Here is a 22633-nt window from a genome sequence, read left to right as displayed (position 1 = left end):
GTCAGACCCCCACCCTGCGGATACCTCATACCTACGGCATACCGCGACGATCACGAACCGTCAGCCCCTACGACAAGACGACTTCAAGGTCAGTAGTCACCGCACCCTCACCACCGTGTTCGACGGATGAGCTCCACTGAGCTCCACCTGTCCTGCCCCACCCGCCCTCAGCTCCGGCGCAACAGCGGATGGTCGTGCCGCCTACCTCGCCGACCCCTTGGCCGGCGCACTCGGCCCTCCCCGAGACCTCCATTCGGGCCATGACGCAGTGTCACGGACCGGATCCGGTCGATTCGGACCCGGCCTGTGACAGGTTGATCACCGAGCCAAGCAGGAGCGGAGGCGTCGGCGCCTTGATGACTGGAACCGAACGTGGTGTCCGCGCGGCGGCGATCGCCGTAGCCCTCGCCGCGACTCTGGCCGCGGCGGTGGCCTGCCAGGGGGGTGCCGGCGGAGGAGGCAGCCCGACGGGTAAACCCACCGTGCCGACGGCGGCGAGCACGCTGGCGGAGCTCTTTCCCCGTAGTCGAGGCGGGTCCGGCGGGGGCCGGGGGTCAGTGCGGATTCCGACGGCGCAAGTGGGTGATCCCGCCGGCGGAACGGTGGAGATCGTGAATGAGAACGACGAGCCCATGACCGTCCACCACGTGGCCGCGAGTTCCGACAGCGGCCAGATGTCGGTCGCCGAGGACAACTGCTCCGGCGTCACGCTGCCGCCCGGAGGTTCGTGTGGCATCAAGGTCGAGCACCTTGCCGAGCAGCCGGGGCGGTTCACCGGCGAGCTGGCCGTCGACACCTCGCTGGGAGACACGTTCCACGCGTCCGTCACCGGTGAGGCGGTCGGCGCGGTGCCCGCTCCGTCCACCAACGGGTCCGTGACCCCGGAAACCACGACTCCGGAGCCCACTACTCCGGAGCCCACGACCTCGGAACCGACGACTCCGGTGCCCGACACCACCGGGCCCCCGACGGTCACGGCGCAACCCTCGTACACGCCGCCCGCGACATGAGCGCCCCGCTCACAAAGGACTCACGACGACACGGATGCTGTCGTCGTCAGGCACGACGACCGTCACCGGGCTGGACTGCCATTGGTGGGAGACGAGATAGAAGCGTGCCGACGACTTCGCGAGAATGACGAATCCGGTGTACCGAAAGCGATAGGGCCCCTTACGGCTGCCCATGTCCCGGAGAGCGACGCCCGGAACATCCACGACGATCGGCACGCGTGAATAGACCGCCACCCCCGGACTGCCCTCGAAGCCCCCGCTCGCGTCGCTTTGGGCATCGCTCTGGCCCGCCATCGTCGCGTACCGGGCGGCATCGAAGAACAGGCTCATCGTCAGCACCCCCATGAGCAAGGCCTCGGCCATGAGCAGCAGCCGCTTGGTGGCGGGAGCACTCCGGTCCGGGTCGGCGCCGTCGCGCCCCCAGCGCAGCCGAAGGGCGAAGATCGCCAGCGTGGCCCCCAGAGCCACCACGAGCGACGGCAGGAGCTGGCGGGGGACTCCTTGCGGGACCAGCCTGAGCCCTTCCCTGGCCCAGTGCGGTTCGAGGAAGACCGGGAATCCGAGCGCCACCATGAGCAGGCCGACGCCCAGAATCCAACGGGCCGCCGTGCGGCGTCGGCGATCGTTCCCGGGGCCGGCCAGCACCCGTCTGACCTGGACGAACAGCAGCAGGAGGACGATCCCGGTGATCAGCAGGATCCAGACTGGCAGGAAGATCGCGGGTGGGCTCTTGGCCAGGTAGCCCTGAACGGACAGCTGGAGGTCGCTCGACGGCACGCCGAACCAGGAGTAGTAGGCGTCGGTGTAGCTGCTGCCGAAGTAGTACAGCAGGCCGAGGACGACGGTCCCCGGGGCCGCCACGTAGGCGGCCTTGTCCAGGAACGTCGACTTCGGGGCCGGCGGCCGGGACGGCTTCGCTTGTGGCGCGCGAAGGTGCGGCCGCCCGGGCCGCCGCGGCCGCCGTCCACTTTCACCGGGGCCGGCGGTCGAGGACGGAGGCGGTACCGGCATGGCCTCAGCGTGATCGACCGCGGACGGAGCCGCACGCGGAGCGGCACCACTCGGCTGACAGCCGCCCCGGTGCGCATCCCCTACTCCCAGGGAACGTCCGGCGCGCGGTGGAAATTGACGTCCTGGGCATCCAGCCGGGGGCCCTGGGCCGCCAGCCGCTCCCGGTACGACGCCCAGCTCAGGGCGCTCGCCGGGGACCACCCCAGCTCTGCCAGCCCCAGCACCCGCGGGAAGGCCATGTACTCCAGGTCCCCGCGCTTCGCGATCGTCTCCGTCCACAGCGGCGCCTCCACGCCCAGCACGGAGGCCTCGGGGACACCGGACAGGTAGGAACCCGGGTTCCAGTCGTACGCCCTGCGCACCGGGACGAAGCCCGCCCACGACAGTCCGGGCTCCGTCTTCTCGTCGTACTTCATGTCCAGGTAGAGCCGGTCCGCGGGCGACAGGATCACCGGGTGCCCCGCCTTCGCCGCCGCGGCCACCGCCGCCTTCTCCGCGGCCGGTGTCCGGTCGTGCCCCCAGTACTGGAGCACCGCCCCCGGCGCCGGCCGCGCCGCCGCCAGCTGGTGCCAGGCCACGACCGTCTTTCCGTACCGCCCCACCACCGCCTGCGCCCGGTCCATGAAGGCCGCGTAGTCGGCGGCGGGCGTCGCGTGCGCCTCGTCGCCGCCGATGTGCAGGTAGCGGCCCGGCGTCAGCTCGGCGAGCTCGCGGAGCACGTCGTCGATGAACTCGTACGTCCGCTCCTTGCCGACGCACAGCGAGCTGAAGCCCACCTTGGTCCCGGTGTAGCGCTCGGGCGCCTTCCCGTCGCAGTTCAGCTCCGCGTACGAGGCCAGCGCGGCGTTCACGTGCCCCGGCATGTCGATCTCCGGGACCACGTCCACGTACCGCTTCCCCGCGTACGCCACGAGTTCCCGGTAGTCGTCCTTGGTCCAGTACCCGCCCGGTCCGCCGCCGACCTCACTGGCGCCCCCGTACTCCGCGAGCCGTGGCCAGGAGTCGATCGCGAGGCGCCAGCCCTGGTCGTCGGTCAGGTGCAGGTGCAGCGTGTTGATCTTGTACTGGGCGAGCTGGTCGACGTACCTCTTCACCTGCTCCACGGTGAAGAAGTGCCGCGCGATGTCGAGCATCGCCCCCCGGTAGGCGAATCTCGGCGCGTCGGTGACGGTCCCGCCCGGCACCGTCCCCGGCCCGGCCTGGGGCACCAGCTGCCGCAGCGTCTGACCCGCGTGGAACAGCCCGGCCGGTGTCCGCGCGGTCAGGGTGATCCCGTCCGGACGGGACTCCAGCCGGTAGCCCTCCTTCCCCACCCCCTCGGCCTCCTCGTCGATCCGGAGCCGGATCCCGTCCCCCTGCTCCCCGTCGACCACGGGCAGCGGCAGCCCGCTCGGGCCACGCAGCTGCTCCGCGAGGAGCTCGCCGACCTGGCGGACCTCCTCGTCCGATCCCGGGCCGGTACGGATGACCGTGCCGGCCCCGAAGGAGTACCCGGGACCTTCGGTGCGGGCGGAGGCCGGCGCCGGCAGGAGCCGTTCGTAGGGGGCCAGGGCGGCGGGGCGCGCGTCGCCGGGTCTGGCGTCGTCGCCGCGGGCGGCGGTGCAGGCGGTGCCGAAGGCCGGGGCCACGCTGAGGACGAGGAGGGCGCCGAGCGTGCGTCGCAGGACTCTCATGCGCCCAGGTATAGGCCACGTCGCCCCCCGAGGGCGGTGCGAGAATCCCTGGATGGCGGAAATCATCCAGAAGGACGGCACTTGGACCTTCGACGGGGACACGGTGCGCATCGTGCCGGGCCGGGACAAGGGAGTGGGCCTGCTGCGCCAGACCCTGGGGGAAGTGGCCGTACCCCTTCGGGCGGTGGCGGGAATCAGCTTCGAACCGGGCCGCAAGGCGGGCAGGCTGCGGCTGCGGCTGCGTGACGGCGCGGACCCGCTGCTCCAGGTGACGGGCGGGCGGCTGCCGGAGTCCTCGGACCCGTACCGGCTCACCGTGGAGGCGGACCGGAGCGGGGTCGCGGAGTACTTCGTCGACGAGGTCCGCAACGCACTGCTGCTGGAGCAGGTGGAGACGGGGCCGTCCGACACGTACCTGCTGCCGGGCCCCGCCGTGCCGATCACGGTCGGGGCGGGCGACGGGACGGTCTCGTTCGACGGGGACCGGGTGGCCCTGGAGTGGAACTGGAAGACCGAGGAGGCCAAGAGCTCCGGCGGGCCGCGCGGCTTCCGGGTCGCGGACGTGCGGTCGGTGGAGTGGTTCCCGGCGATGGGGCTGGAGAACGGCTGGCTCCGGTTCGTCCTGGCCGGTGCGACGGCCCCGGCTCCGGCGCCCAAGTACGACCCGCACACGGTGGAGCTCTTCGGCTTCAAGAAGGATCCGCTGATGGCGCTGGTCGCGGCGGCCGTGGCGCTGCGGTTGCCCCACCCGGCGGCCGGTCCGGCCGATCCCGCCGATGCCGTCCCCGCCCTGGCCGCGGCGGCGGCGGCGGAACCGGTGCTCGGGATACCGACTCCGGGCACCGCTCCGGACGCGCGGGACTCCGCCGCCGATCACGACGCCCTCCTGCGCCGCCTGCGCGAGCTCGGCGATCTGCACCAGGCGGGCGTCCTCACGGCCGAGGAGTTCACGGCGGCCAAGCAAGCCGTTTTGCGGCATTTCTGACCGGATTAATCCATTCCGCTGGTCCAGACCTTAAAGATCCTGCCCGCAATCGGGCAGGATCTTTGCTTTCGGTGGCCCGAGCCGCCAGTATCTACGGGTGCTCGATCGCCGCCCGTCGCATGACGACCTCATCGACCACCTGGTGCGCAGCACCGCGCTCCAGCGCGGTGAGGCGGCCCGGGTGGTACTCGACGTACTCGCGTACTTCGACGAGACGACGGAGGAGTTCGTCCGCCGCCGCCACCGTGAGCTGCAGTCCGGCGGTGCGGTGAACAACGAGATCTTCGAGCGGATCGCGGCCGAGCTGCCGCACCGCGCCGTGGCGGCTCCGGAGCTGTCGCTCCGACAGCTGCGCCGCATCGTCTACGGCTGAGAGCGGCTGCGGCCGCCGCCGCGACCGGGCACGTGAACCGAACTTCAGGAGGGGCAAACCGTATGTGTGGAATCGTCGGTTACATCGGCAAGCGTGACGTGGCACCGCTGCTGCTGGAAGGCCTGCAGCGACTGGAATACCGCGGATACGACTCCGCGGGCATCGTGGTCAACAGCCCCAAGGCCACGGCCCTGAAGGTCGTCAAGGCCAAGGGCCGGGTCCGCGAACTGGAATCCCGCGTCCCCAAGCGCTTCGCCGGCACGACCGGCATCGCCCACACCCGCTGGGCCACGCACGGCGCCCCCAGCGACATCAACTCGCACCCCCACCTCGACGCCGAGAACAAGGTCGCCGTCGTCCACAACGGCATCGTCGACAACGCCTCCGAGCTGCGCGCCAAGCTGGAGGCCGACGGCGCCGTCTTCGTGTCCGAGACCGACACTGAGGTCCTGGTCCACCTGATCGCCCGCGCCCAGGCCGACACCCTGGAGGAGAAGGTCCGCGAGGCGCTCAAGGTCGTCGACGGCACCTACGGCATCGCCGTCATGCACGCCGACTTCGCCGACCGCATCGTCGTCGCCCGCAACGGCTCCCCCGTCGTGCTGGGCATCGGCGAGAAGGAGATGTTCGTCGCCTCGGACGTCGCCGCGCTGGTCGCCCACACCCGCCAGGTCGTCACCCTCGGGGACGGCGAGATGGCCACCCTGAAGGCCGACGACTTCCGCACCTACACGACGAGCGGCACGACGACCACCGCCACCCCGGAGACCGTGGAGTGGGAGGCCGCCTCGTACGACATGGGCGGCCACGACACCTACATGCACAAGGAGATCTCCGAGCAGCCCGACGCGGTCGACCGCGTGCTGCGCGGCCGGATCGACGACCGCTTCTCCACCGTGCACCTGGGCGGCCTGAACCTGGACCCGCGCGAGGCCCGCTCCATCCGCCGGGTCAAGATCCTGGGCTGCGGCACCTCGTACCACGCGGGCCTCATCGGCGCCGGCCTCATCGAGGGCCTGGCCCGTATCCCCGCCGACGCCGAGCCGGCCTCCGAGTTCCGCTACCGCAACCCGGTCGTGGACCCCGACACCCTCTACATCGCGGTGTCGCAGTCCGGTGAGACGTACGACGTGCTCGCGGCGGTGCAGGAGCTCAAGCGCAAGGGCGCCCGCGTCCTCGGCGTGGTCAACGTGGTCGGCTCCGCGATCGCCCGCGAGGCCGACGGCGGCGTCTACGTGCACGCCGGGCCCGAGGTCTGCGTCGTCTCCACCAAGTGCTTCACCAACACGGTCGTGGCCTTCGCGCTGCTGGCCGTGCACCTGGGCCGGATCCGGGACCTGTCGGTCACCGACGGCAAGCGGATCATCGAGGGCCTGCGCAAGCTGCCGGCGCAGATCCAGGAGATCCTCGAAGGCGAAGAGGACATCAAGCGGCTGGCGGCCGAGTACGCCGAGGCCAAGTCGATGATGTTCATCGGCCGCGTGCGCGGCTACCCGGTGGCGCTGGAGGCCTCCCTCAAGCTGAAGGAGATCTCCTACATCCACGCCGAGGCCTACCCGGCCTCCGAGCTCAAGCACGGCCCGCTCGCGCTCATCGAGCCGGCCATGCCGACCGTCGCGATCGTCCCGGACGACGACCTGCTGGAGAAGAACCGGGCGGCCCTGGAGGAGATCAAGGCCCGCAGCGGCCGGATCCTCGCCGTCGCCCACCGCGAGCAGGAGAAGGCCGACCACACCATCCTCGTGCCCAAGAACGAGGACGAGCTGGACCCGATCCTGATGGGCATTCCGCTCCAGCTGCTGGCGTACCACACCGCCCTGGCCCTGGGCCGGGACATCGACAAGCCGCGCAACCTGGCGAAGTCCGTCACGGTCGAGTAGTCGCCGCCCGCACGTACGCAACGGCCCTCGGGGATCATCCCCCGAGGGCCGTTGCGCATGCGGCCTCAGAGCAGGTGGTCGGCCTTGCCCGCCTTGATGTCCCGGATGAGATCGCGGAGGGCCTCGGCGCTGTCGGTGAGGTACTCGCCCTCCCGCCCCGCGACGGCGATGTAACTGTTCCCGTCCGCGTCCATGCCGAAGCGGTAGCAGTTGTTGCCTTCGGCGCAGAAGGCGTCTTCCCAGTCGATATCGGCCATGGCGGGCTCCTCAGAGTTGGCGGGCGATGTCGTGAATGAAGTCGCGTGAAGCCTTCTCGTCGAGGGCATGCTCATCCATCCAGCGCAGGTGCGCGTCGTATTTCGACAACTGCGCCTCGGCGTGCGTGAATTCCGGCCCGTGGGCCGAATCCAGCTGCACCGTGTCCAACTGTGGTACCGGGCCGTGGGCATAGAGCACCGCGTGCCCGGCGCCGGGAAACGCCCCTGCTTCCACCGTCAGCACGCGCAGCGTGATGTGGGGACGCTCGGACATCAGGCATAGATGTTCCAGTTGGGCCCGCGTCGCGCGGCGCCCGCCGAACTGCATGCGTACAGCCGCCTCGTGGACGTACCCGGCGTACTCGCGGGCGTTCTCGCCTTCCAGAACCTGCTGCCGCAAGAGGCGGTGCGTGACGCGCAACTCGACTTCGGACGTAGGCAAGGGTGGGATGGCCGAGGCGAACACGGCCCGCGCGTACTCGCTCAGGTGCAGGAGGCCCGGCAGGTGCACGGTCTGCATGGTGCGCAGTCGGGTGGCATGCCATTCCAGCTCGGCGACGTCCAGAAGCCCCTGCGGCAGGGAGCCGCGGTACTGCTCCCACCAGCCACGGGTCCGGTTGTCCGCCATGGCGACCACGGCCTCTACGTAGGCCTTGTCGGCGCACTCGTAGTTGCTGGCCAGTATCCGCACTCGCTCGGGTGAGGCGGCGCGAATGCCTGCCTCCATGTTGGACACCTTCGTACGGTCAAGCCCCAACAGTCCGGCCGCGTACTCAGTGGTGGCGTCAGCTGCGTTGCGCAACTTGCGCAGCTCTGCTCCCAGCCGCTTCTGGCGCTCTGTGGGCGTTGCTCTGGTCGGCATGCGGGCCAGTTTGCCGGGCTTCCCGCCCGCCAGTCCATCCGAAGGGGGGCAATTGCCTCCCGTAGGTAGCACCCGTGCCACTCCGTGTCCTACGTTGTGTAACGCAACGCTCACCCACGGGAGTTGAAGCGCACCGGTATGCCCTGCCCATCCGCAGGGCCGGACCGACAGGCCACGGCTCCCCCACCGCAAGGAGTCAGCGATGTCCCGGACCGTCACGACCTGCCAGGCTGCGGAGCCCACCCCTGCCTCGTACGCCCCGCCCTCTCCGTACGCCCTCAGCTACAGCCTCACTCTCCCCGGGGAGCCGTACAGCGCGGCGGTCGCGCGAAGGACGGTCGCGTCGGTACTGCGGACGCACCACCTCGACCCCCTCGTACCGGCCGCCGCCCAGGCCGCCGCCGAACTCATGGCCGCCGGCTGGCACAGCAGCCCGGGTACGGACCTCTACCTCTCCGTCCGTTACCGGGACGACTCGCTCCGCCTGATCGTGTACGACGCACGGCGCGCACGCCCACCCCCGCCTCGCCGCGCTATGCGAGGCGCGCCGCCGCACGAACCTGCGGGTCCTCGCCGCAGTCGTCCGGGACTCGCGGGGCGAGTGGGGGTTCGGCCAGGCCCGCGAACCCGGCGGCGGTACCCGGACCTGGGCCACGCTCCCGTACCGCGTCGACGCGTAGACGCGGAAAGCCCCCGCTGGGAGCGGGGGCTTCCTTCATCCGTCGCGGCCTACGGCCGGCCGACGAGGCGATGGGGGTCATCCAGTGGTCGGGGCCGTCAAGAGGGCCGGTGGGCTCGGGGACCGCGGTGGATCGCCGTCGCGGAGTGATCGGAATGAAACGTCCAGGGGCGTCACCGAAGGCTCCGGTAACGCCCCTGGATGTATCGATCAGCAGAGCTGCGGCAAAGCCGTCGCTCAGCTCGCGGGGACCGCGTCGCGGCGGGAGGCCTTGCCGAGCGCCATGGGCCAGTGCGCCAGTGCCGCCGTGGCCCCGTACCAGGCCAGCAGCCCGGAAACCGCGGCCACCCAGCCGGCGGCCTTGGCCAGCCCACCGCTGTCGGCGAAGGCGCCGATCGCGAGGAGCAGCAGGGAGAGGGTGAACAGGGCGTGGACGCCCTGGCCGAAGAGTCCGCTCGGCGCGCCCAGGGTGAGGGTCAGTGCGAGCAGGGCGAAGAGGACGAGGAACGTTCCGGCGGCGTCTGCCGAAACCTTTCCGTCGGCCCCGGAAGCCCAGGTGAACCAGAAGGCGCCGAGGCCCGCGAACGCCGTGCCGTTGAAGCCGTTGCCGCCGCGGAATTCGAGCATTCCGAGGACGAACAGGGCGATACCGCCGACATACGTCGCGAGCGCCACGGAGTCGGCCGCGCTCACACCGCCGATGATGCCGGTGTGGCCGATACCGAACGCGAGAAGGGTGAGACCCAGGGCTATGTTCCCGAGGGTCGAAGTCGAGGCCGTGCTTCCCGCAGAGACACCATTATCCACGGCGGGCTCCCTTCGATCTGCAGTTGTTTGCTGTGTCCCAGCAGCACTTATCTACCCTTTACAGGGGTGCACAACCGCACAATCGGCGTACAGCCGGTTACGGAATGACAACAACCGGTCGCTGTGCGCGCTTGGCCAGCCGGCCCGCCACCGATCCGAAGATCCGGCCGACGATCCCGTGCGTGGAACCGACGACGATGGCGTCGGCCGAATACTCGCGGCCGACCTCCTCCAGCTCGTGGCAGATGTCACCGCCCCGCTCGACCAGGATCCACGGCACCTCGGCGAGATAGTCCGCACAGGCCAGTTCCAGACCCAGGACCTCGGTGCGGTGGTCGGGCACGTCCACGAAGACGGGGGGCTCGCATCCGGCCCACACCGTGGTGGGCAGCCGGTTGGCCACATGGACGATGATCAGACCGGAGCCGGAGCGGCGTGCCATGCCGATCGCGTACGCGAGGGCGCGCTCGCTGGACGTGGAGCCGTCGAATCCCACAACGACCCCGTGCCGGAAGGCCGGATCGCAGGGAAGGCGTGCCTGTTCCACCGCCCGCAGATCGGCGGCGGACGCGGGGTCGGCGAGCCGTTTGCGCTTGCGGTCCGCGGGTTCGGAGAATTCGTGACCGGCCATGGGTGTCTCGGCGAGGAGGTCCTTGGAGGAAGCAACAGGGGCGAAATCGGCGACGCTGGGTAACGGAGCTCTGTCCAGGAAGCATCTTCCCAGCCCGTACCCCCCAGGGTACGGCGACACCCCTGTCCTGCACAGGGCTTGCCGCCCTTGGAGAGCGTCCCAGGGAGCATGCCGGAGCGAACGCGCCTTGGCAATGGCCGCTGCCCCCTACAGCCAGTGACGAGTCAGGTCGGCGCCACCCGTGCGCGCAGTGACCGAGCCGCGCCGCGGGGCGTTGGTCAGGAGTCCGACCGTCCAGGAAGAGCCCGCAGGGAGCACGCCGTGCCCGGTCATCCGGTTCACCCCGTCCAGCCAGCTCAGCCGACGCAGCCCGTCCGGTACACCGACACGACGCCGCATTTCACCCCCTCCCCTCTTCACTCGTCCGTGCACCCCGGCAGACGCCCCCATGACGACCCCGCGGGTGACGTGGTGCGCTGGGCGGCCTTCAGCTGCCTGCTCGTCCCGGTGGTCCTCGTCGTCTACGGGACCTCCTTCGGCGGAGCCGCCGTCGCGACCCTCGGCCTGGTCGCCGTCACGGCCGTCTGCCGGGCGATGCTGCGCTACTCGGAGAAGACGGAACGGGCCGCGGCCCGCGTCCTCGCGGAGGAGCGGCTTCCGTCCGCCCACCGCGGCCGGCACTCGCGCGGTGGGAGCGGGGCCCACCGCGGCTGCCACGGCTCGGACTCCCCGCCCCCTCACGACTGACCGATTCGCACACCCACACCCGCACGTTTTCAGCCAACTTCCCGGCAGGGCGCCCCCCTTGCCGGAATGTCCGGCCGACCCCGCTACCACCAGTGACGACAGCGCCCCGGGTGCTCACTGACCCTATGGGTACTGGCCACGGCCGGACGGCACGGTTCCCACCCAAGTAGCGGAGTGGAACGCTTCCTGATCGAATGCTTTTCGCCAAGTTGCCAAGTCGACATAGCGCTGCGTGCTGAACTTGTCACGCCGACACCACGGGACGCAGTAGATTCGATCATGTATTTACGGCGGGGGATCCACGTGCAAGGCCGAGGGGAAACGTGCAGGTGCGACCAGACCAAGGAGTCGCGACACCCAAGGGGGGCTTAGCGCCATGAGCCAGGATTCCACCACCGTCGTCGCAGACGCCGGCCGGAAGCTCGCGGGGCGTCGCCGCAGGGAGATCGTCGCGGTGCTGCTCTTCAGCGGCGGACCGATCTTCGAGAGCTCCATTCCACTTTCCGTGTTCGGCATTGACCGGCAGGACGCGGGAGTTCCACGCTATCGACTACTCGTTTGCGCCGGTGAGGACGGTCCGCTCAGGACCACCGGCGGACTCGAACTGACCGCGCCGTACGGGTTGGAGGCGATCGCCCGCGCCGGCACGGTCGTCGTGCCCGCCTGGCGCTCCATCACCTCACCGCCGCCGCCCGAGGCGCTCGACGCACTGCGTCTGGCGCACGAGGAGGGGGCCCGGATCGTCGGACTGTGCACGGGAGCCTTCGTGCTCGCCGCCGCCGGTCTGCTGGACGGCCGGCCCGCGACGACGCACTGGATGTACGCGCCGACGCTGGCCAAGCGGTACCCGTCCGTCCACGTCGATCCGCGCGAACTGTTCGTCGACGACGGCGATGTGCTCACGTCCGCGGGCACGGCGGCCGGAATCGACCTGTGCCTGCATATCGTGCGCACGGACCACGGCAGTGAGGCGGCCGGCGCTCTGGCCCGCCGGCTCGTCGTGCCACCGCGCCGCACGGGCGGCCAGGAGCGCTATCTCGACCGGTCGCTGCCGGAGGAGATCGGCGCCGACCCGCTGGCCGAGGTCGTCGCCTGGGCGCTGGAACACCTCCACGAGCAGTTCGACGTGGAGACGCTGGCCGCCCGCGCCTACATGAGCAGGCGCACCTTCGACCGGCGGTTCCGCTCCCTGACCGGCAGCGCGCCGCTGCAGTGGCTGATCACCCAGCGGGTGCTCCAGGCACAGCGGCTGCTGGAAACCTCCGACTACTCGGTCGACGAGGTCGCCGGGCGCTGCGGGTTCCGCTCGCCGGTCGCCCTGCGCGGGCACTTCCGGCGGCAGCTGGGGTCCTCCCCGGCGGCCTACCGCTCGGCCTACCGGGCACGCCGGCCTCAGGCCGACGTGGCGCAGGTGGCTCAGCTCTCGGACGGTCCCGTTCCGCACCAGCGCACGCCGCAGCCCCAGCGGGCGGCCGCCGCCCTGGCCGCTGCGGGCCCGACCGTGACGGAGCTGTACGCCCCGGGCCGGGTGCTGCGCGAACACGCCTAGTCACGCCTGACCCGCACAACGGGTACGGAACGCGAAGGTCCCCCATCGGTCACCGCCGGTGGGGGACCTTCCGCGTATGCGTCCGCTCCTTGGGGACCGCATAAGGTGGGACACATGAACGATCGCATGGTGTGGATCGACTGCGAGATGACCGGGCTCTCGTTGACGGACGACGCACTTATCGAGGTGGCCGCACTGGTCACCGACTCGGAGCTCAACGTGCTCGGCGAAGGCGTGGACATCGTGATCCGCCCGCCGGACGCCGCCCTGGAAACCATGCCCGACGTGGTGCGCGCGATGCACACCGCCTCCGGGCTGCTCGACGAGCTGCCCGGCGGGACCACCCTCGCGGACGCCGAGGCCCAGGTCCTGGCGTACGTACGCAAGCACGTCAAGGAACCGGGCAAGGCCCCGCTCTGCGGAAACTCGGTCGGCACCGACCGCGGGTTCCTGCTGCGTGACATGGGCGCGCTCGAGTCCTACATGCACTACCGGATCGTGGACGTGTCCTCGATCAAGGAGCTGGCGCGGCGCTGGTACCCGCGGGCGTACTTCAACAGCCCCACGAAGAACGGCAACCACCGGGCGCTCGCGGACATCAAGGAGTCCATCGCCGAGCTGCGCTACTACCGGGAGGCGGTCTTCGTGCCGCAGCCCGGCCCCGACTCGGACACGGCGCGGGCCATCGCCGCCAAGTACGTCCTGCCCGGCGAGTAGGACCGGGCGGCGTCTTCCGGAGGCCGGGCACGGGGAAAGAGGGGAGCGAGCACCCTCCCGGACCCTGTACCCTTTTCTTCGGCCGGTCGGTTTCTCCGACCGGACATGGTGGGTGTAGCTCAGTTGGTAGAGCACCTGGTTGTGGTCCAGGTGGCCGCGGGTTCAAGTCCCGTCACTCACCCTGCGAGAGGGCCCCGGTACGCGAAAGCGGACCGGGGCCCTCTGCGTTGTACCGCCGGGGCCCCTCGGCGTTGTCCCGGGAGGCCGCAGCCGGACGACGTGGGGCCCGGGCCGGCCCCGGGGTGGCCCGGATCGGCCGTAGGAGGGGCCGGGTCGGCCGCAGGAGGGGCTGGGTCAGGACGATTCCCGGACCACCAGCCTGTTCGGCAGGACGACGGCGACTTCGCCCGCCTCCCCCGAGATGCGCTCCAACAGCATGCGCGCCATCGTGCGGCCCATCTCCTCGACCGGCTGCCGGACGCTGGTCAGCGGCGGGTCCATGTGCTGGGCCAGCACCGAGTCGTCGAAGCCGACCAGCGCCACGTCCTGGGGAATCCGGCGTCCGGCGGCGCGCAGCTCCCGCCGGGCGCCCGCCGCCATGACGTCCGAGGCGGCGAAGACCGCGTCGAGCGCGGGGCGTCGCTCCAGCAGCTCCCGCATGGCCCGGCGGCCGCCGTCCTCGGTGAAGTCGCCGACCGAGATCAGCAGCTCGTCGACGGGGTGTCCGGCATCGGTGAGGGCCTGACGGTAGCCGTCCAGGCGGCACTGGGCCCCGTACACGTCCAGCGGGCCGGTGATCGTCGCTATCGAGCGGCGGCCCCGCTGGAGGAGGTGGCGTACGGCCTCGGCCGCGCCGGCCAGGTTGCCGGAGTCCACGTACGGCAACGTCTCCGCGGCCGAGCGGCGGCCGCTGATCACGGCCGGGATGCCGAGCTCGGCGAGCAGCTCCGGCAGCGGATCCCCGGCGTGGACGGAGACCAGCAGCACCCCGTCGACGCGGTGCCCGGACAGGTACTGGGCCAGGCGCCGGCGCTCGCGGTCGCTGCCGGCGAGGGTGAGCACGAGCTGGATGTCGGTGTCGGCGAGGGTGGCGCCGACCCCGCGCACCACGTCGGAGAAGTACGGCTCGGCGAAGAAGCGGGCCTCGGGCTCGGGGATCACGAGGGCGATGGCGTCGGTACGGTTGGCGGCGAGGGCCCGGGCCGCGCGGTTGGGCACGTACCCCAGCTCGGCGACGGCTGCCTCGACGACGGTCCTGGTGTGCTCGCTGACCTTGGAGGAACCGTTGATCACCCGGGAGACCGTGCCGCGGCCGACACCGGCGCGCGCCGCGACCTCCTCCAGCGTCGGCCGTCCCCCGCTACGCCCATGCCCGTTCATGGTTTCCTCCCGGTTGTGAATCTACCTCTTGACGGCTGTGGGAGCGCTCCCACACTGTGTCACACGACACCCGGCAGGTTTCGTCCTTCAGGGAGGATGCACATGCGAGCTCAGGCCCGAACCCGAAGAACCCTCGTCACCCTGGGCGCCGCGGTCACCGCGGCGGCCCTGCTGCTGACCGGATGCGCGCAGGATCCGGCACCGAGCCCCGAGGGGAGCAGCTCCGCGGGCGGCGGAAAGGCGAAGACCACCCTCACCGTCGGGGTGTTCGGGGCCTTCGGTCTCCAGGAGGCCGGCCTCTACGACGAGTACATGGCGCAAAACCCGGGGATCAAGATCGATCAGACCTCCATAGAACGCAACGAGAACTACTACCCCCAGCTCCTCACCCACCTGGGCACCGGCAGCGGGCTCGCCGACATCCAGGCCGTCGAGGTCAACAACATCGCCGAGATCACCGCCACCCAGGCCGACAAGCTGGTGGACCTCGGCAAGGCCCCGGGCGTGGACAAGGCGGCCTACCTGCCCTGGAAGTGGGCCCAGGGCACGGCGAGCGCGGCGAAGGGCGGTGCCACGGTCGGTCTCGGCACCGACATCGGGCCGCAGGGGATCTGCTACCGCAAGGACCTCTTCGAGGCGGCCGGGCTGCCCACCGACCGGACGGCGGTCGGCGCGCTGTGGGCGGGCGACTGGAACAAGTACCTCGAGGCGGGCAAGGCCTACCAGGCCAAGGCAGGAGCCGGAAGGGCCTTCGTGGACTCGGCGTCGGGCGTGATGGCGGCGGTGACCGGAAGCAGCGGCCAGCGCTTCTACGACGACCAGGGCAAGATCGTCTACAAGACCAACCCGGCGGTGCGCAGCGCCTTCGACACGGCGGCGCAATTCGCCACCGAAGGGCTCAGCGCCAAGCTCCAGCAGTTCACCCCGGCCTGGGACCAGGGCTTCGCCAACGGCGCCTTCGCGACGGTCTCCTGCCCGGCCTGGATGCTCGGCTACATCCAGGACAAGGCGGGCCCGGCCGGCAAGGACAAGTGGGACGTGGCCCAGGCGCCGAAGCCGAGCAACTGGGGCGGCTCCTTCCTGATCGTGCCGAAGGCGGGCAAGCACACCGAGGAGGCCGCGAAGCTGGCCGCCTGGCTGACGGCGCCGGCGCAGCAGGCCCGGCTGTTCGAGAAGCGGGGCAGTTTCCCGAGCGCGAGTGCCGCGTACAAGCTGCCGGCGGTGTCGGGCGCGCAGCACGCGTACTTCGGCGGCGCACCGATCGGCGAGATCTTCTCGCGGGCGGCGGAGGGCGTGCCGGTGACGGTGCTCGGGCCCAAGGACCTGGTGATCGCGCAGAACCTGGCGGACATCGGGATGCTCCAGGTCGACCAGAAGGGCCGGACGCCGCAGGAGGGCTGGGAGGCCGCGGTGAAGGCCATCGACAACGCGCTGGACCAGTGAGGCGATGACGACCGACGAAACCACTGTCCTCTCCCCCTCCTCCCCCCGCCCGGTGCGGGGGGAGGAGGGGAAGGGGGCCGGGGGCGGCGCCCAGGGCACTGGCCGGAGCCAGGTGTGGCGCTCGCGCCGCTACCGGTGGGACCTGCGCGGGAGCCCGTACGCCTTCGTGGCGCCCTTCTTCCTCTTCTTCGCCGCCTTCGGGCTGTTCCCGCTGCTGTACACGGGGTGGGCGGCGCTGCACCAGGTCGAGCTGACCGACCCGGACAGCATGACGTGGGTGGGGCTGAGGAACTTCACGCGGCTGTGGAACGACGAATTCTTCTGGAACGCGCTGCGCAACACCGTCACCATCGGGCTGCTGTCCACGGTGCCGCAGCTGGCGATCGCCCTCGGCCTGGCCCACCTGCTCAACTACAAGCTGCGCGGCTCCGCGTTCTTCCGGGTCGCGGTGCTGACGCCGTACGCGACCTCGGTGGCGGCCGCCACGCTCGTCTTCGTGCTGCTCTTCGGCCGGGACTACGGGATGGTCAACTGGGCGCTCTCGGTCGTCGGTTTCGATGCCGTGGACTGGCAGAACGACACCTTCGCCTCCCAGCTGGCGGTCTCCACCATCGTGATCTGGAGGTGGACCGGCTACAACGCGCTGATCTACCTGGCGGCCATGCAGGCCGTGCCGAACGAGCTGTACGAGTCGGCCGCGCTGGACGGGGCCTCGCGCCTGCAGCAGTTCATCCATGTGACGGTGCCCTCGCTGCGGCCGACGATCTTCTTCACCTGTGTCGTGTCGACGATCGGGGCGACCCAGCTGTTCGGCGAGCCGCTGCTGTTCAACGGCGGGGCGGGCGCGACGGGCGGTTCGGACCACCAGTTCCAGACGCTCGGGCTGTATCTGTACGAGCAGGGCTGGGTGAACCTGCACCTCGGGCGGGCCTCGGCGATCGCCTGGGCGATGTTCCTGATCCTGCTCCTGATCGCCGGTGCGGCACGACTGCTCCAGGCATGGGGCCGGGGCCGTGAGCAGAGCCGGGCACGCGGTGGCGGGCGGGATCGGGCTCGGGGCCGAGGTCTGGGCCGGGGTCGGGGTCGGGTGCCGGGTCTGGGACCGAGCACGGCACAGGGACGGAAGGCTTCGCGATGAGATCACTGCGCGCGGGCAGGCTGACGTACGTCGTCCTCGCCCTCTTCACGGCCGGATCGCTCTTCCCCCTGGTGTGGACGGCTATCGCGGCCTCCCGCACCAGCACGCGCCTGGCCCAGACCCCGCCGCCCTTCTGGTTCGGCGGGAACCTCGGCCGCAACCTCCAGATCGCCTGGACCGACGCCAACATGGGCACGGCCCTGCTGAACACCGTGATCGTCGCGGGTACGGTCGCCGCCGGCACGGTGGTCTTGTCCACCCTGGCGGGCTTCGCCTTCGCCAAACTCCGCTTCCGCGGACGCCGGCTGCTGCTGTCGCTGGTGGTCGGGACGATGCTGATCCCGCCGCAGCTGAGCGTCGTCCCGCTGTACATGCTGATCGCGCAACTGTCCTGGACCGACCGGCTCCAAGCGGTGATCCTGCCGACCCTGGTCTCCGCCTTCGGGGTGTTCTTCATGCGGCAGTACCTGGCACAGGCACTGCCGATGGAGCTGGTGGAGGCGGCGCGCACGGACGGGGCGAGCTCGCTGCGGATCGTGTGGCACGTGGTGTTCCCGGCGGCCAGGCCGGCGATGGCGGTGCTGGCCATGCTGACCTTCGTCATGGCCTGGAACGACTTCTTCTGGCCGATCGTCGCGCTGACCCAGAACGGCAGCCCGACGGTGCAGGTGGCCTTGACGGGGCTGGGCCGGGGATACATCCCCGACCAGTCCGTGATCATGGCGGGTGCGCTGCTGGGCACGCTCCCGCTGCTTGTTGTGTTCCTCGTCTTCGGCCGCCAGATCGTGGGCGGCATCATGCAGGGAGCGGTCAAAGGATGACGGATACGGACATGCGCCCGGGCTCCGGTACGGACACGGGCATGCGCTTCCCAGAGGGTTTCCTCTGGGGTGCGGCCACGGCCGCCTTCCAGATCGAGGGGGGCGCCGACCAGCGCGGGCCGTCCATCTGGGACACCTTCTGCCGGACACCGGGCAAGGTGCACGGCGGTGACACGGGTGACGTGGCGGTGGACCACCACCGGCTGTGGCGGGAGGACGTCCGGCTGATGGCCGAGCTGGGGCTCGGCGCGTACCGGTTCTCGGTATCGTGGCCGCGCGTGCTCTCCGGCGGGATCGGCTTCTACGACGCGCTCGTCGACGAGCTGCTCTCGCACGGGATCCAGCCCTGCGTGACCCTGTACCACTGGGACCTGCCGCAGGAGTTGGAGAGCGCGGGCGGCTGGCCCGAGCGGGAGACGGCCTACGCCTTCGCCGAGTACGCGGCGACCGTGTCCGGCGCCCTCGCGGACCGGGTGGGGCTCTGGACCACCCTCAACGAACCCTGGTGCAGCGCCTTCCTCGGCTACGCCTCCGGGGTCCACGCCCCCGGCCGCACCTCCCCCGCCGACGCGCTGCGCGCCGCCCACCACCTCAACCTGGCCCACGGCCTGGCCGCCTCCGCCCTGCCCACCTCGGTCCGGGTCGGCATCGCGCTCAACCCCAGCGCGGTGCGGCCACTGACCGACTCGGCCGCCGATCTGGACGCGCAGCGCCGCATCGACGCCCTGGCCAACCGGATCTTCACGGGGCCGCTGCTCCACGGGGCCTACCCGCGGGATCTGCTGGCGGACACCGCTGCCCTGACCGACTGGTCTTTCGTACGGCCCGGCGACGAGGCCCTGATCCACCAGCCGCTCGACTTCCTCGGCGTGAACTACTACACCCCGGCGGTGGTCTCGGCGGCTCCCGGCGGGGACGGTCCCCGCGCCGACGGCCACGGGGCCACGGCTCACTCCCCCTGGCCGGCGGCGGACTCGGTCGCCTTCCATCAACCTCCGGGTGAGCGAACCGACATGAACTGGTCGATCGACCCGACCGGCCTCTACGACCTGCTGATGCGCTTCACCCGCGAGGCGCCCAACCTGCCCCTGCTGGTCACCGAGAACGGCGCGGCCTATGCCCCGGACGTGCACGACCCTTTGCGCATCGCCTACCTGGAGTCCCATCTGGCCGCGATCCACCGCGCGGTGGCGGACGGCGCCCCGGTCGAGGGTTACTTCCTCTGGTCCCTGATGGACAACTTCGAATGGTCCTACGGCTACAGCAAGCGCTTCGGCATCGTCCACGTGGACTACGAGACCCAGAGCCGCACCCCGCGCTCCAGTGCCCACTGGTACGCGCGGCTGGCCCGGACGGGAGTCTTGTAACCCGTAGGGAGAGGCGCGGGTGTGGTGCAGCCCATGGGGTAGTGCTCGGACCTGTGCGTGGCCCCGGTCTGGAAGGCCGGTGGCCACACCCCCTCCCGCACCCCGGGGACGCACGCCCCGGGCGGCGAGGAGGGCGGAGAGGCCGCGGGCGACGGCGCCGCGAGCGCCGGTGACGAGGATCGACATGGCAGCTTCCTGTTCCTGGATTCCGGATAGAGTGGATACGTGGCACAGATTCTGCATGACACACTCTCTGTGTCACACAGGTAAATCTGGAGCATGGAGAAGCCGATGTCAACCGATTCCCCTCGTACGGGTGATGAGTGGAGCCGCGCCGAGCTGCTCGCGCGCGTCGTCACCGAGAGCCAGCGGCACCACGCCGACTACTCGCTCTTCAACCAGGCCCTGGCCGACCACGTCGGCCTGCACCCCACCGACATGCAGTGCATCGCCCTCCTCGACAGGGAGCCCGCCCCCGTCAGCACCGGCGACATCGCCCGGCTCACCGGCCTGACCTCCGGCTCCGCCACCCGCCTCGTCGACCGCCTGGTCAAGGCCGGCATCGTCGAGCGGCACACGGACCCGAACGACCGCCGCCGTTCCCTCGTCTCCCTCGCACCCGAGGCCCGCGAGCGCGTCGACGCGGCCTGGGACACCCCCGGCCGTGCCTTCGGCGCCGTACTGGAGGACTACTCCGACACCGAACTCGCCGTCATCGCCGACTACCTGCACCGCGCAGCCGAGGTCGGGCGGGCCCAGGCCAAGCGGTTGACCTCGGGCGACACCGGCTGACCGGTCTGTCCAGCCACTGAACAGGGGCTTTCAGAAGGGGGGCCTGCGGCGCTACGGTCCCGCACAACGGGCCATGACGCGCGCCGGAGAAACGGGAGGGTCGGCGTGCGGATGGAGGTTGTCCGTGACCCGGTCCACGCCCGTTTCCACGCCCGCGAACGCAAACGCGTCCGCGAACGAGTCCACGAACGAGCCCGCGAACGCGTCCGCATCCACACCCCCCGGCTTCCGCGGGGTGTTCGCACTCGGCGGTACCGCTCTGCCGCTCTACGCGTTCCTCGCGCGGCTGCCCGCCGCGCTGTGCCCCATCGGAACGCTCCTGCTCATCAATGAACGCGACGGCATCGGCGACGCCGGCGCCGTCGCCGCCGCCCTCTGGCTCGGCCAGGCCCTCGGCGGCCCCGTCATCGGCCGTTACGCCGACCGGCGCGGCCACCGCCCCGTGCTGCTCGTCGCCTGCGCCGCGAACGCCGCCGTCCTCGCCGCCCTCGTCGCGGCCGTCCTGGGCGGCCTGCCGCTGGCCGCCCGGATGGTCCTCGCCGTCGCGGCGGGGCTGACCGTCCCGCAGGTCGGGCCACTGGCCCGGGCGCGGTGGGCGCGGCTGGCCGGCGACGACAAGAGACTGCTCGGCTCCGCCCTGTCCTTCGACACCACCCTGGACGAGGTCGGGTTCATGGTCGGCCCCGCGCTGGCCGGGATCCTGGCCGTGACGGTGCATCCCGCGTCGGCGCTCGTGCTCGCGGCCGGGCTGATCCTCGTATTCGGCACGCTCTTCGCGGTGCACCCGACCGCGCCGGGCCCGACCGCGCCCGAAGCCACGGCCACAGCTACGGGTACGACCCCGGGCGCGCGGTCAGGCGTACGTCTGTGGTCGCCCGGCCTGGTCCTGCTGTTCGCGATGGCCGTGCTCCAGGGAGCCGCGTGGAGCGGTGCCAACACGGGGGTCAACGCACTCGCCGAGTCGCTGGACGAGGCGGGCGCGGCCGGGTTGGTGTGGGCCGCCATGGCCGTGACCAGCTCGATCGCCGGCTTCGTGACGGTGGCCCGGCCGGGTTCGGCGGACCTGACCGTGCGGCTGCGCTGGACCATCGCGGCCCAGGCGGTGCTGACGCTGCCGCTGCTGGCGGTGTCGGAACTGCTCGGCGCCACCCTCGCCCTCGCCGGGATCGGGCTGGCCGTGGCCCCGCACCTGATCGCGCTCTTCGGTCTGGTGGAGCGGGCCGGCCCGGCGCAGCGGATGGGTGAGGCCATGACCGTGGTCGGCAGCGGCCTGATCCTCGGCCAGGCGGCGGCAGCGGCGCTCGCCGGGCCGCTGGCCGCGGTGTACGGGTACGAGGCGGCCTTCGCCGTGTCCTGCGCGGCCGCCGTGACCTCCGGAGTGCTGGCGCTGGCGGTCGTGGGCCGGGTCCGCTTCGGCGCGCCCGCCCCGGCCGACACCGCCCCGGCCGACTCCACCCCCGCCGACACCGCCCCGGCCGACCCCGCCCCCGCCGACACCGCCGCCGACACCACCCCGGCCACGACCGCCGTCACGAAGGCCGCATCGCCGCCAGCCCCTTCGTCAGATCCCTGACGTTCACGACGGGAGCGACCGCGACCTCGGCATTGAACCGAAGGCCCCGGTCCGGGCGGTTCTACTCCAGGATCCCGACGTCGTAGAGGAACTGATACCGGGTCGGGTCGTCGGGCAGGAACCAGTGGAAGCCCTCCTCGAAGAAGACGGCCACGACGTTGACGGCGAGGACCAGCCCCAGGAACCACAGCGCCGCCGTCCCAACCGTCCGGTACGGCCCCGGCCCCGTCGCCGGCACGGTGCGGTCGGCCGTCGAGTGGGCGAAGGCCAGGACGATGCCGATGGCGACCACCGAGGCCTGGAAGAGGATCCAGGCCCACACGTACAGGTGGAGGCCGAGCACCTCGCTCCCGTACCCCTTGTCACCCGGCAGGATGTGCAGCATCGTCTGCCGCCAGGACGCGAAGGAGCCCGCGACGACCGCGACGAGGGACAGGCCCCAGCCCGTCATGTAGTCGCGGCCGGTCACCACGCCGTACGTCAGCGCCGTGCGGATGATGTACGCCGCGCCCATCGCCGCCAGCAGCATGAACATCCGCTGCACGATGCAGAGCGGGCACGGGTACTCCCACAGCCCGAACTGGTAGAAGAGGCCACCGCAGACGACACCCGTCCAGCCGATGGCGAAGAAACAGGCGAACCAGTACTGGGCCCGCCCCAGCAGAGCGCCCCTCGACGGGGCCTCCGGGAGGAGGCTCTGCATCGCGGCCATCGGTCAGTAGCTCAGGGTCAGGGCGAGACTGCTGGTGATGTGGTGTGCCATCAGCAGGATCACGGCGATCAGCATGACCCACCACGCTCCGAGCACGACCGTCCGGGACGAGTCCCGGTACAAGGCGATCAGCGTGGCGAGGAGCCCGCCGAAGATGAGGGTGTCCATGCCGCGGACCGTATCGACGCGAGGACATACCGGCTGCTAGGCGCGCCCCCGGGTACGT

At 71.0% G+C, this 22633-nt stretch carries 22 protein-coding genes, 1 tRNA gene and 1 pseudogene; 14 read left to right on the top strand and 10 right to left on the bottom strand.

The window, feature by feature from the left end; translation table 11 throughout:
- Positions 1–611 precede the first annotated feature (611 nt).
- Positions 612–1010 carry a hypothetical protein gene (locus ABZX75_RS28300; protein WP_355415384.1) on the top strand — a complete coding sequence of 133 codons (399 nt, stop codon included), beginning with the start codon at positions 612–614 and terminating at the stop codon, positions 1008–1010.
- 9 nt (positions 1011–1019) lie between these two features.
- Here ABZX75_RS28300 and ABZX75_RS28295 read toward each other — a convergent pair whose 3' ends face one another.
- On the bottom strand, positions 1020–1871 hold the full coding sequence (locus ABZX75_RS28295) for a hypothetical protein (protein WP_355415382.1): 852 nt from the start codon (positions 1869–1871) through the stop codon (positions 1020–1022).
- Positions 1872–2101: 230 nt separating this feature from the next.
- Positions 2102–3694 carry a beta-N-acetylhexosaminidase gene (locus ABZX75_RS28290; protein WP_355415380.1) on the bottom strand — a complete coding sequence of 531 codons (1593 nt, stop codon included), beginning with the start codon at positions 3692–3694 and terminating at the stop codon, positions 2102–2104.
- Between the two features lie 52 nt (positions 3695–3746).
- Here ABZX75_RS28290 and ABZX75_RS28285 point away from each other — a divergent pair, with 52 nt between their 5' ends.
- The 3 genes from ABZX75_RS28285 (at position 3747) to glmS (ending at position 6932) form a co-directional block, all read left to right on the top strand.
- A complete protein-coding gene (locus ABZX75_RS28285; protein WP_355415378.1) occupies positions 3747–4679 on the top strand; it encodes a DUF4429 domain-containing protein in 933 nt (310 codons plus the stop codon).
- A 97-nt stretch (positions 4680–4776) separates the two neighbouring features.
- Positions 4777–5052 (top strand): hypothetical protein, encoded by a 276-nt coding sequence (locus tag ABZX75_RS28280; protein WP_355415376.1) that lies wholly within the window; start codon positions 4777–4779, stop codon positions 5050–5052.
- 62 nt (positions 5053–5114) lie between these two features.
- The gene (gene glmS / locus ABZX75_RS28275; protein WP_355415374.1) at positions 5115–6932 is read left to right on the top strand and encodes a glutamine--fructose-6-phosphate transaminase (isomerizing); all 1818 of its coding nucleotides are present in this window, start codon (positions 5115–5117) and stop codon (positions 6930–6932) included.
- A gap of 65 nt (positions 6933–6997) precedes the next feature.
- Here glmS and ABZX75_RS28270 read toward each other — a convergent pair whose 3' ends face one another.
- The 5 genes from ABZX75_RS28270 to ABZX75_RS28250 form a co-directional block, all read right to left on the bottom strand.
- Positions 6998–7189, bottom strand: coding sequence for a hypothetical protein (locus tag ABZX75_RS28270; protein ID WP_355415372.1), 192 nt, complete (start codon positions 7187–7189; stop codon positions 6998–7000).
- Positions 7190–7199: 10 nt separating this feature from the next.
- On the bottom strand, positions 7200–8051 hold the full coding sequence (locus tag ABZX75_RS28265) for a helix-turn-helix transcriptional regulator (protein WP_355415370.1): 852 nt from the start codon (positions 8049–8051) through the stop codon (positions 7200–7202).
- Positions 8052–8967: 916 nt separating this feature from the next.
- Positions 8968–9537, bottom strand: coding sequence for a GPR1/FUN34/YaaH family transporter (locus tag ABZX75_RS28260; RefSeq protein WP_355415368.1), 570 nt, complete (start codon positions 9535–9537; stop codon positions 8968–8970).
- A gap of 97 nt (positions 9538–9634) precedes the next feature.
- The gene (locus ABZX75_RS28255) at positions 9635–10168 is read right to left on the bottom strand and encodes a universal stress protein (RefSeq protein ID WP_355415366.1); all 534 of its coding nucleotides are present in this window, start codon (positions 10166–10168) and stop codon (positions 9635–9637) included.
- Between the two features lie 207 nt (positions 10169–10375).
- Positions 10376–10567, bottom strand: coding sequence for a hypothetical protein (locus ABZX75_RS28250; protein WP_355415364.1), 192 nt, complete (start codon positions 10565–10567; stop codon positions 10376–10378).
- A 27-nt stretch (positions 10568–10594) separates the two neighbouring features.
- Between ABZX75_RS28250 and ABZX75_RS28245 the strand changes: the two genes are divergently transcribed.
- The 4 genes from ABZX75_RS28245 to ABZX75_RS28230 all read left to right on the top strand — a co-directional run bounded on the left by ABZX75_RS28245 (position 10595) and on the right by ABZX75_RS28230 (position 13362).
- Positions 10595–10915, top strand: coding sequence for a hypothetical protein (locus ABZX75_RS28245; RefSeq protein WP_355415362.1), 321 nt, complete (start codon positions 10595–10597; stop codon positions 10913–10915).
- Positions 10916–11291: 376 nt separating this feature from the next.
- Positions 11292–12464 carry a helix-turn-helix domain-containing protein gene (locus ABZX75_RS28240; RefSeq protein WP_355415360.1) on the top strand — a complete coding sequence of 391 codons (1173 nt, stop codon included), beginning with the start codon at positions 11292–11294 and terminating at the stop codon, positions 12462–12464.
- A gap of 114 nt (positions 12465–12578) precedes the next feature.
- Positions 12579–13181: an oligoribonuclease gene (gene orn / locus ABZX75_RS28235; RefSeq protein WP_355415358.1), complete on the top strand. Its 603-nt coding sequence runs from the start codon at positions 12579–12581 to the stop codon at positions 13179–13181.
- A 108-nt stretch (positions 13182–13289) separates the two neighbouring features.
- Positions 13290–13362: transfer RNA gene (locus tag ABZX75_RS28230), tRNA-His, on the top strand.
- Between the two features lie 173 nt (positions 13363–13535).
- Here ABZX75_RS28230 and ABZX75_RS28225 read toward each other — a convergent pair.
- Complete coding sequence (locus ABZX75_RS28225) at positions 13536–14561, bottom strand: LacI family DNA-binding transcriptional regulator (RefSeq protein ID WP_355415356.1); 1026 nt, start codon at positions 14559–14561, stop codon at positions 13536–13538.
- A gap of 102 nt (positions 14562–14663) precedes the next feature.
- Here ABZX75_RS28225 and ABZX75_RS28220 point away from each other — a divergent pair, with 102 nt between their 5' ends.
- The 6 genes and pseudogenes from ABZX75_RS28220 to ABZX75_RS28195 all read left to right on the top strand — a co-directional run bounded on the left by ABZX75_RS28220 (position 14664) and on the right by ABZX75_RS28195 (position 21695).
- Positions 14664–16004 carry an ABC transporter substrate-binding protein gene (locus tag ABZX75_RS28220; RefSeq protein WP_355415354.1) on the top strand — a complete coding sequence of 447 codons (1341 nt, stop codon included), beginning with the start codon at positions 14664–14666 and terminating at the stop codon, positions 16002–16004.
- 4 nt (positions 16005–16008) lie between these two features.
- Positions 16009–17001, top strand: a pseudogene (locus tag ABZX75_RS28215) (sugar ABC transporter permease); the annotation flags it as partial.
- 137 nt (positions 17002–17138) lie between these two features.
- Positions 17139–17963 carry a carbohydrate ABC transporter permease gene (locus ABZX75_RS28210; RefSeq protein WP_355415352.1) on the top strand — a complete coding sequence of 275 codons (825 nt, stop codon included), beginning with the start codon at positions 17139–17141 and terminating at the stop codon, positions 17961–17963.
- On the top strand, positions 17960–19330 hold the full coding sequence (locus tag ABZX75_RS28205) for a GH1 family beta-glucosidase (protein WP_355415350.1): 1371 nt from the start codon (positions 17960–17962) through the stop codon (positions 19328–19330). Before ABZX75_RS28210 ends, ABZX75_RS28205 begins: the two co-directional genes overlap by 4 nt.
- Positions 19331–19621: 291 nt before the next feature.
- Positions 19622–20122: a MarR family transcriptional regulator gene (locus ABZX75_RS28200; protein ID WP_355415348.1), complete on the top strand. Its 501-nt coding sequence runs from the start codon at positions 19622–19624 to the stop codon at positions 20120–20122.
- A 124-nt stretch (positions 20123–20246) separates the two neighbouring features.
- Complete coding sequence (locus tag ABZX75_RS28195) at positions 20247–21695, top strand: MFS transporter (protein ID WP_355415346.1); 1449 nt, start codon at positions 20247–20249, stop codon at positions 21693–21695.
- Between the two features lie 61 nt (positions 21696–21756).
- Here the strand turns inward: ABZX75_RS28195 and ABZX75_RS28190 are convergent, their stop codons facing one another.
- Both ABZX75_RS28190 and ABZX75_RS28185 read right to left on the bottom strand, forming a co-directional pair.
- The gene (locus ABZX75_RS28190) at positions 21757–22407 is read right to left on the bottom strand and encodes a disulfide bond formation protein B (protein WP_355415344.1); all 651 of its coding nucleotides are present in this window, start codon (positions 22405–22407) and stop codon (positions 21757–21759) included.
- A gap of 3 nt (positions 22408–22410) precedes the next feature.
- Complete coding sequence (locus tag ABZX75_RS28185; RefSeq protein WP_355415342.1) at positions 22411–22575, bottom strand: DUF5993 family protein; 165 nt, start codon at positions 22573–22575, stop codon at positions 22411–22413.
- Between the last annotated feature and the right edge of the window lie 58 nt (positions 22576–22633).

The organism is Streptomyces sp. NPDC003038, from assembly GCF_040611115.1.
Lineage (GTDB): Bacteria > Actinomycetota > Actinomycetes > Streptomycetales > Streptomycetaceae > Streptomyces.
The sequence above is the reverse complement of the archived record's forward strand: the minus strand, read 5'-3'. Positions and strand labels throughout refer to the sequence as shown.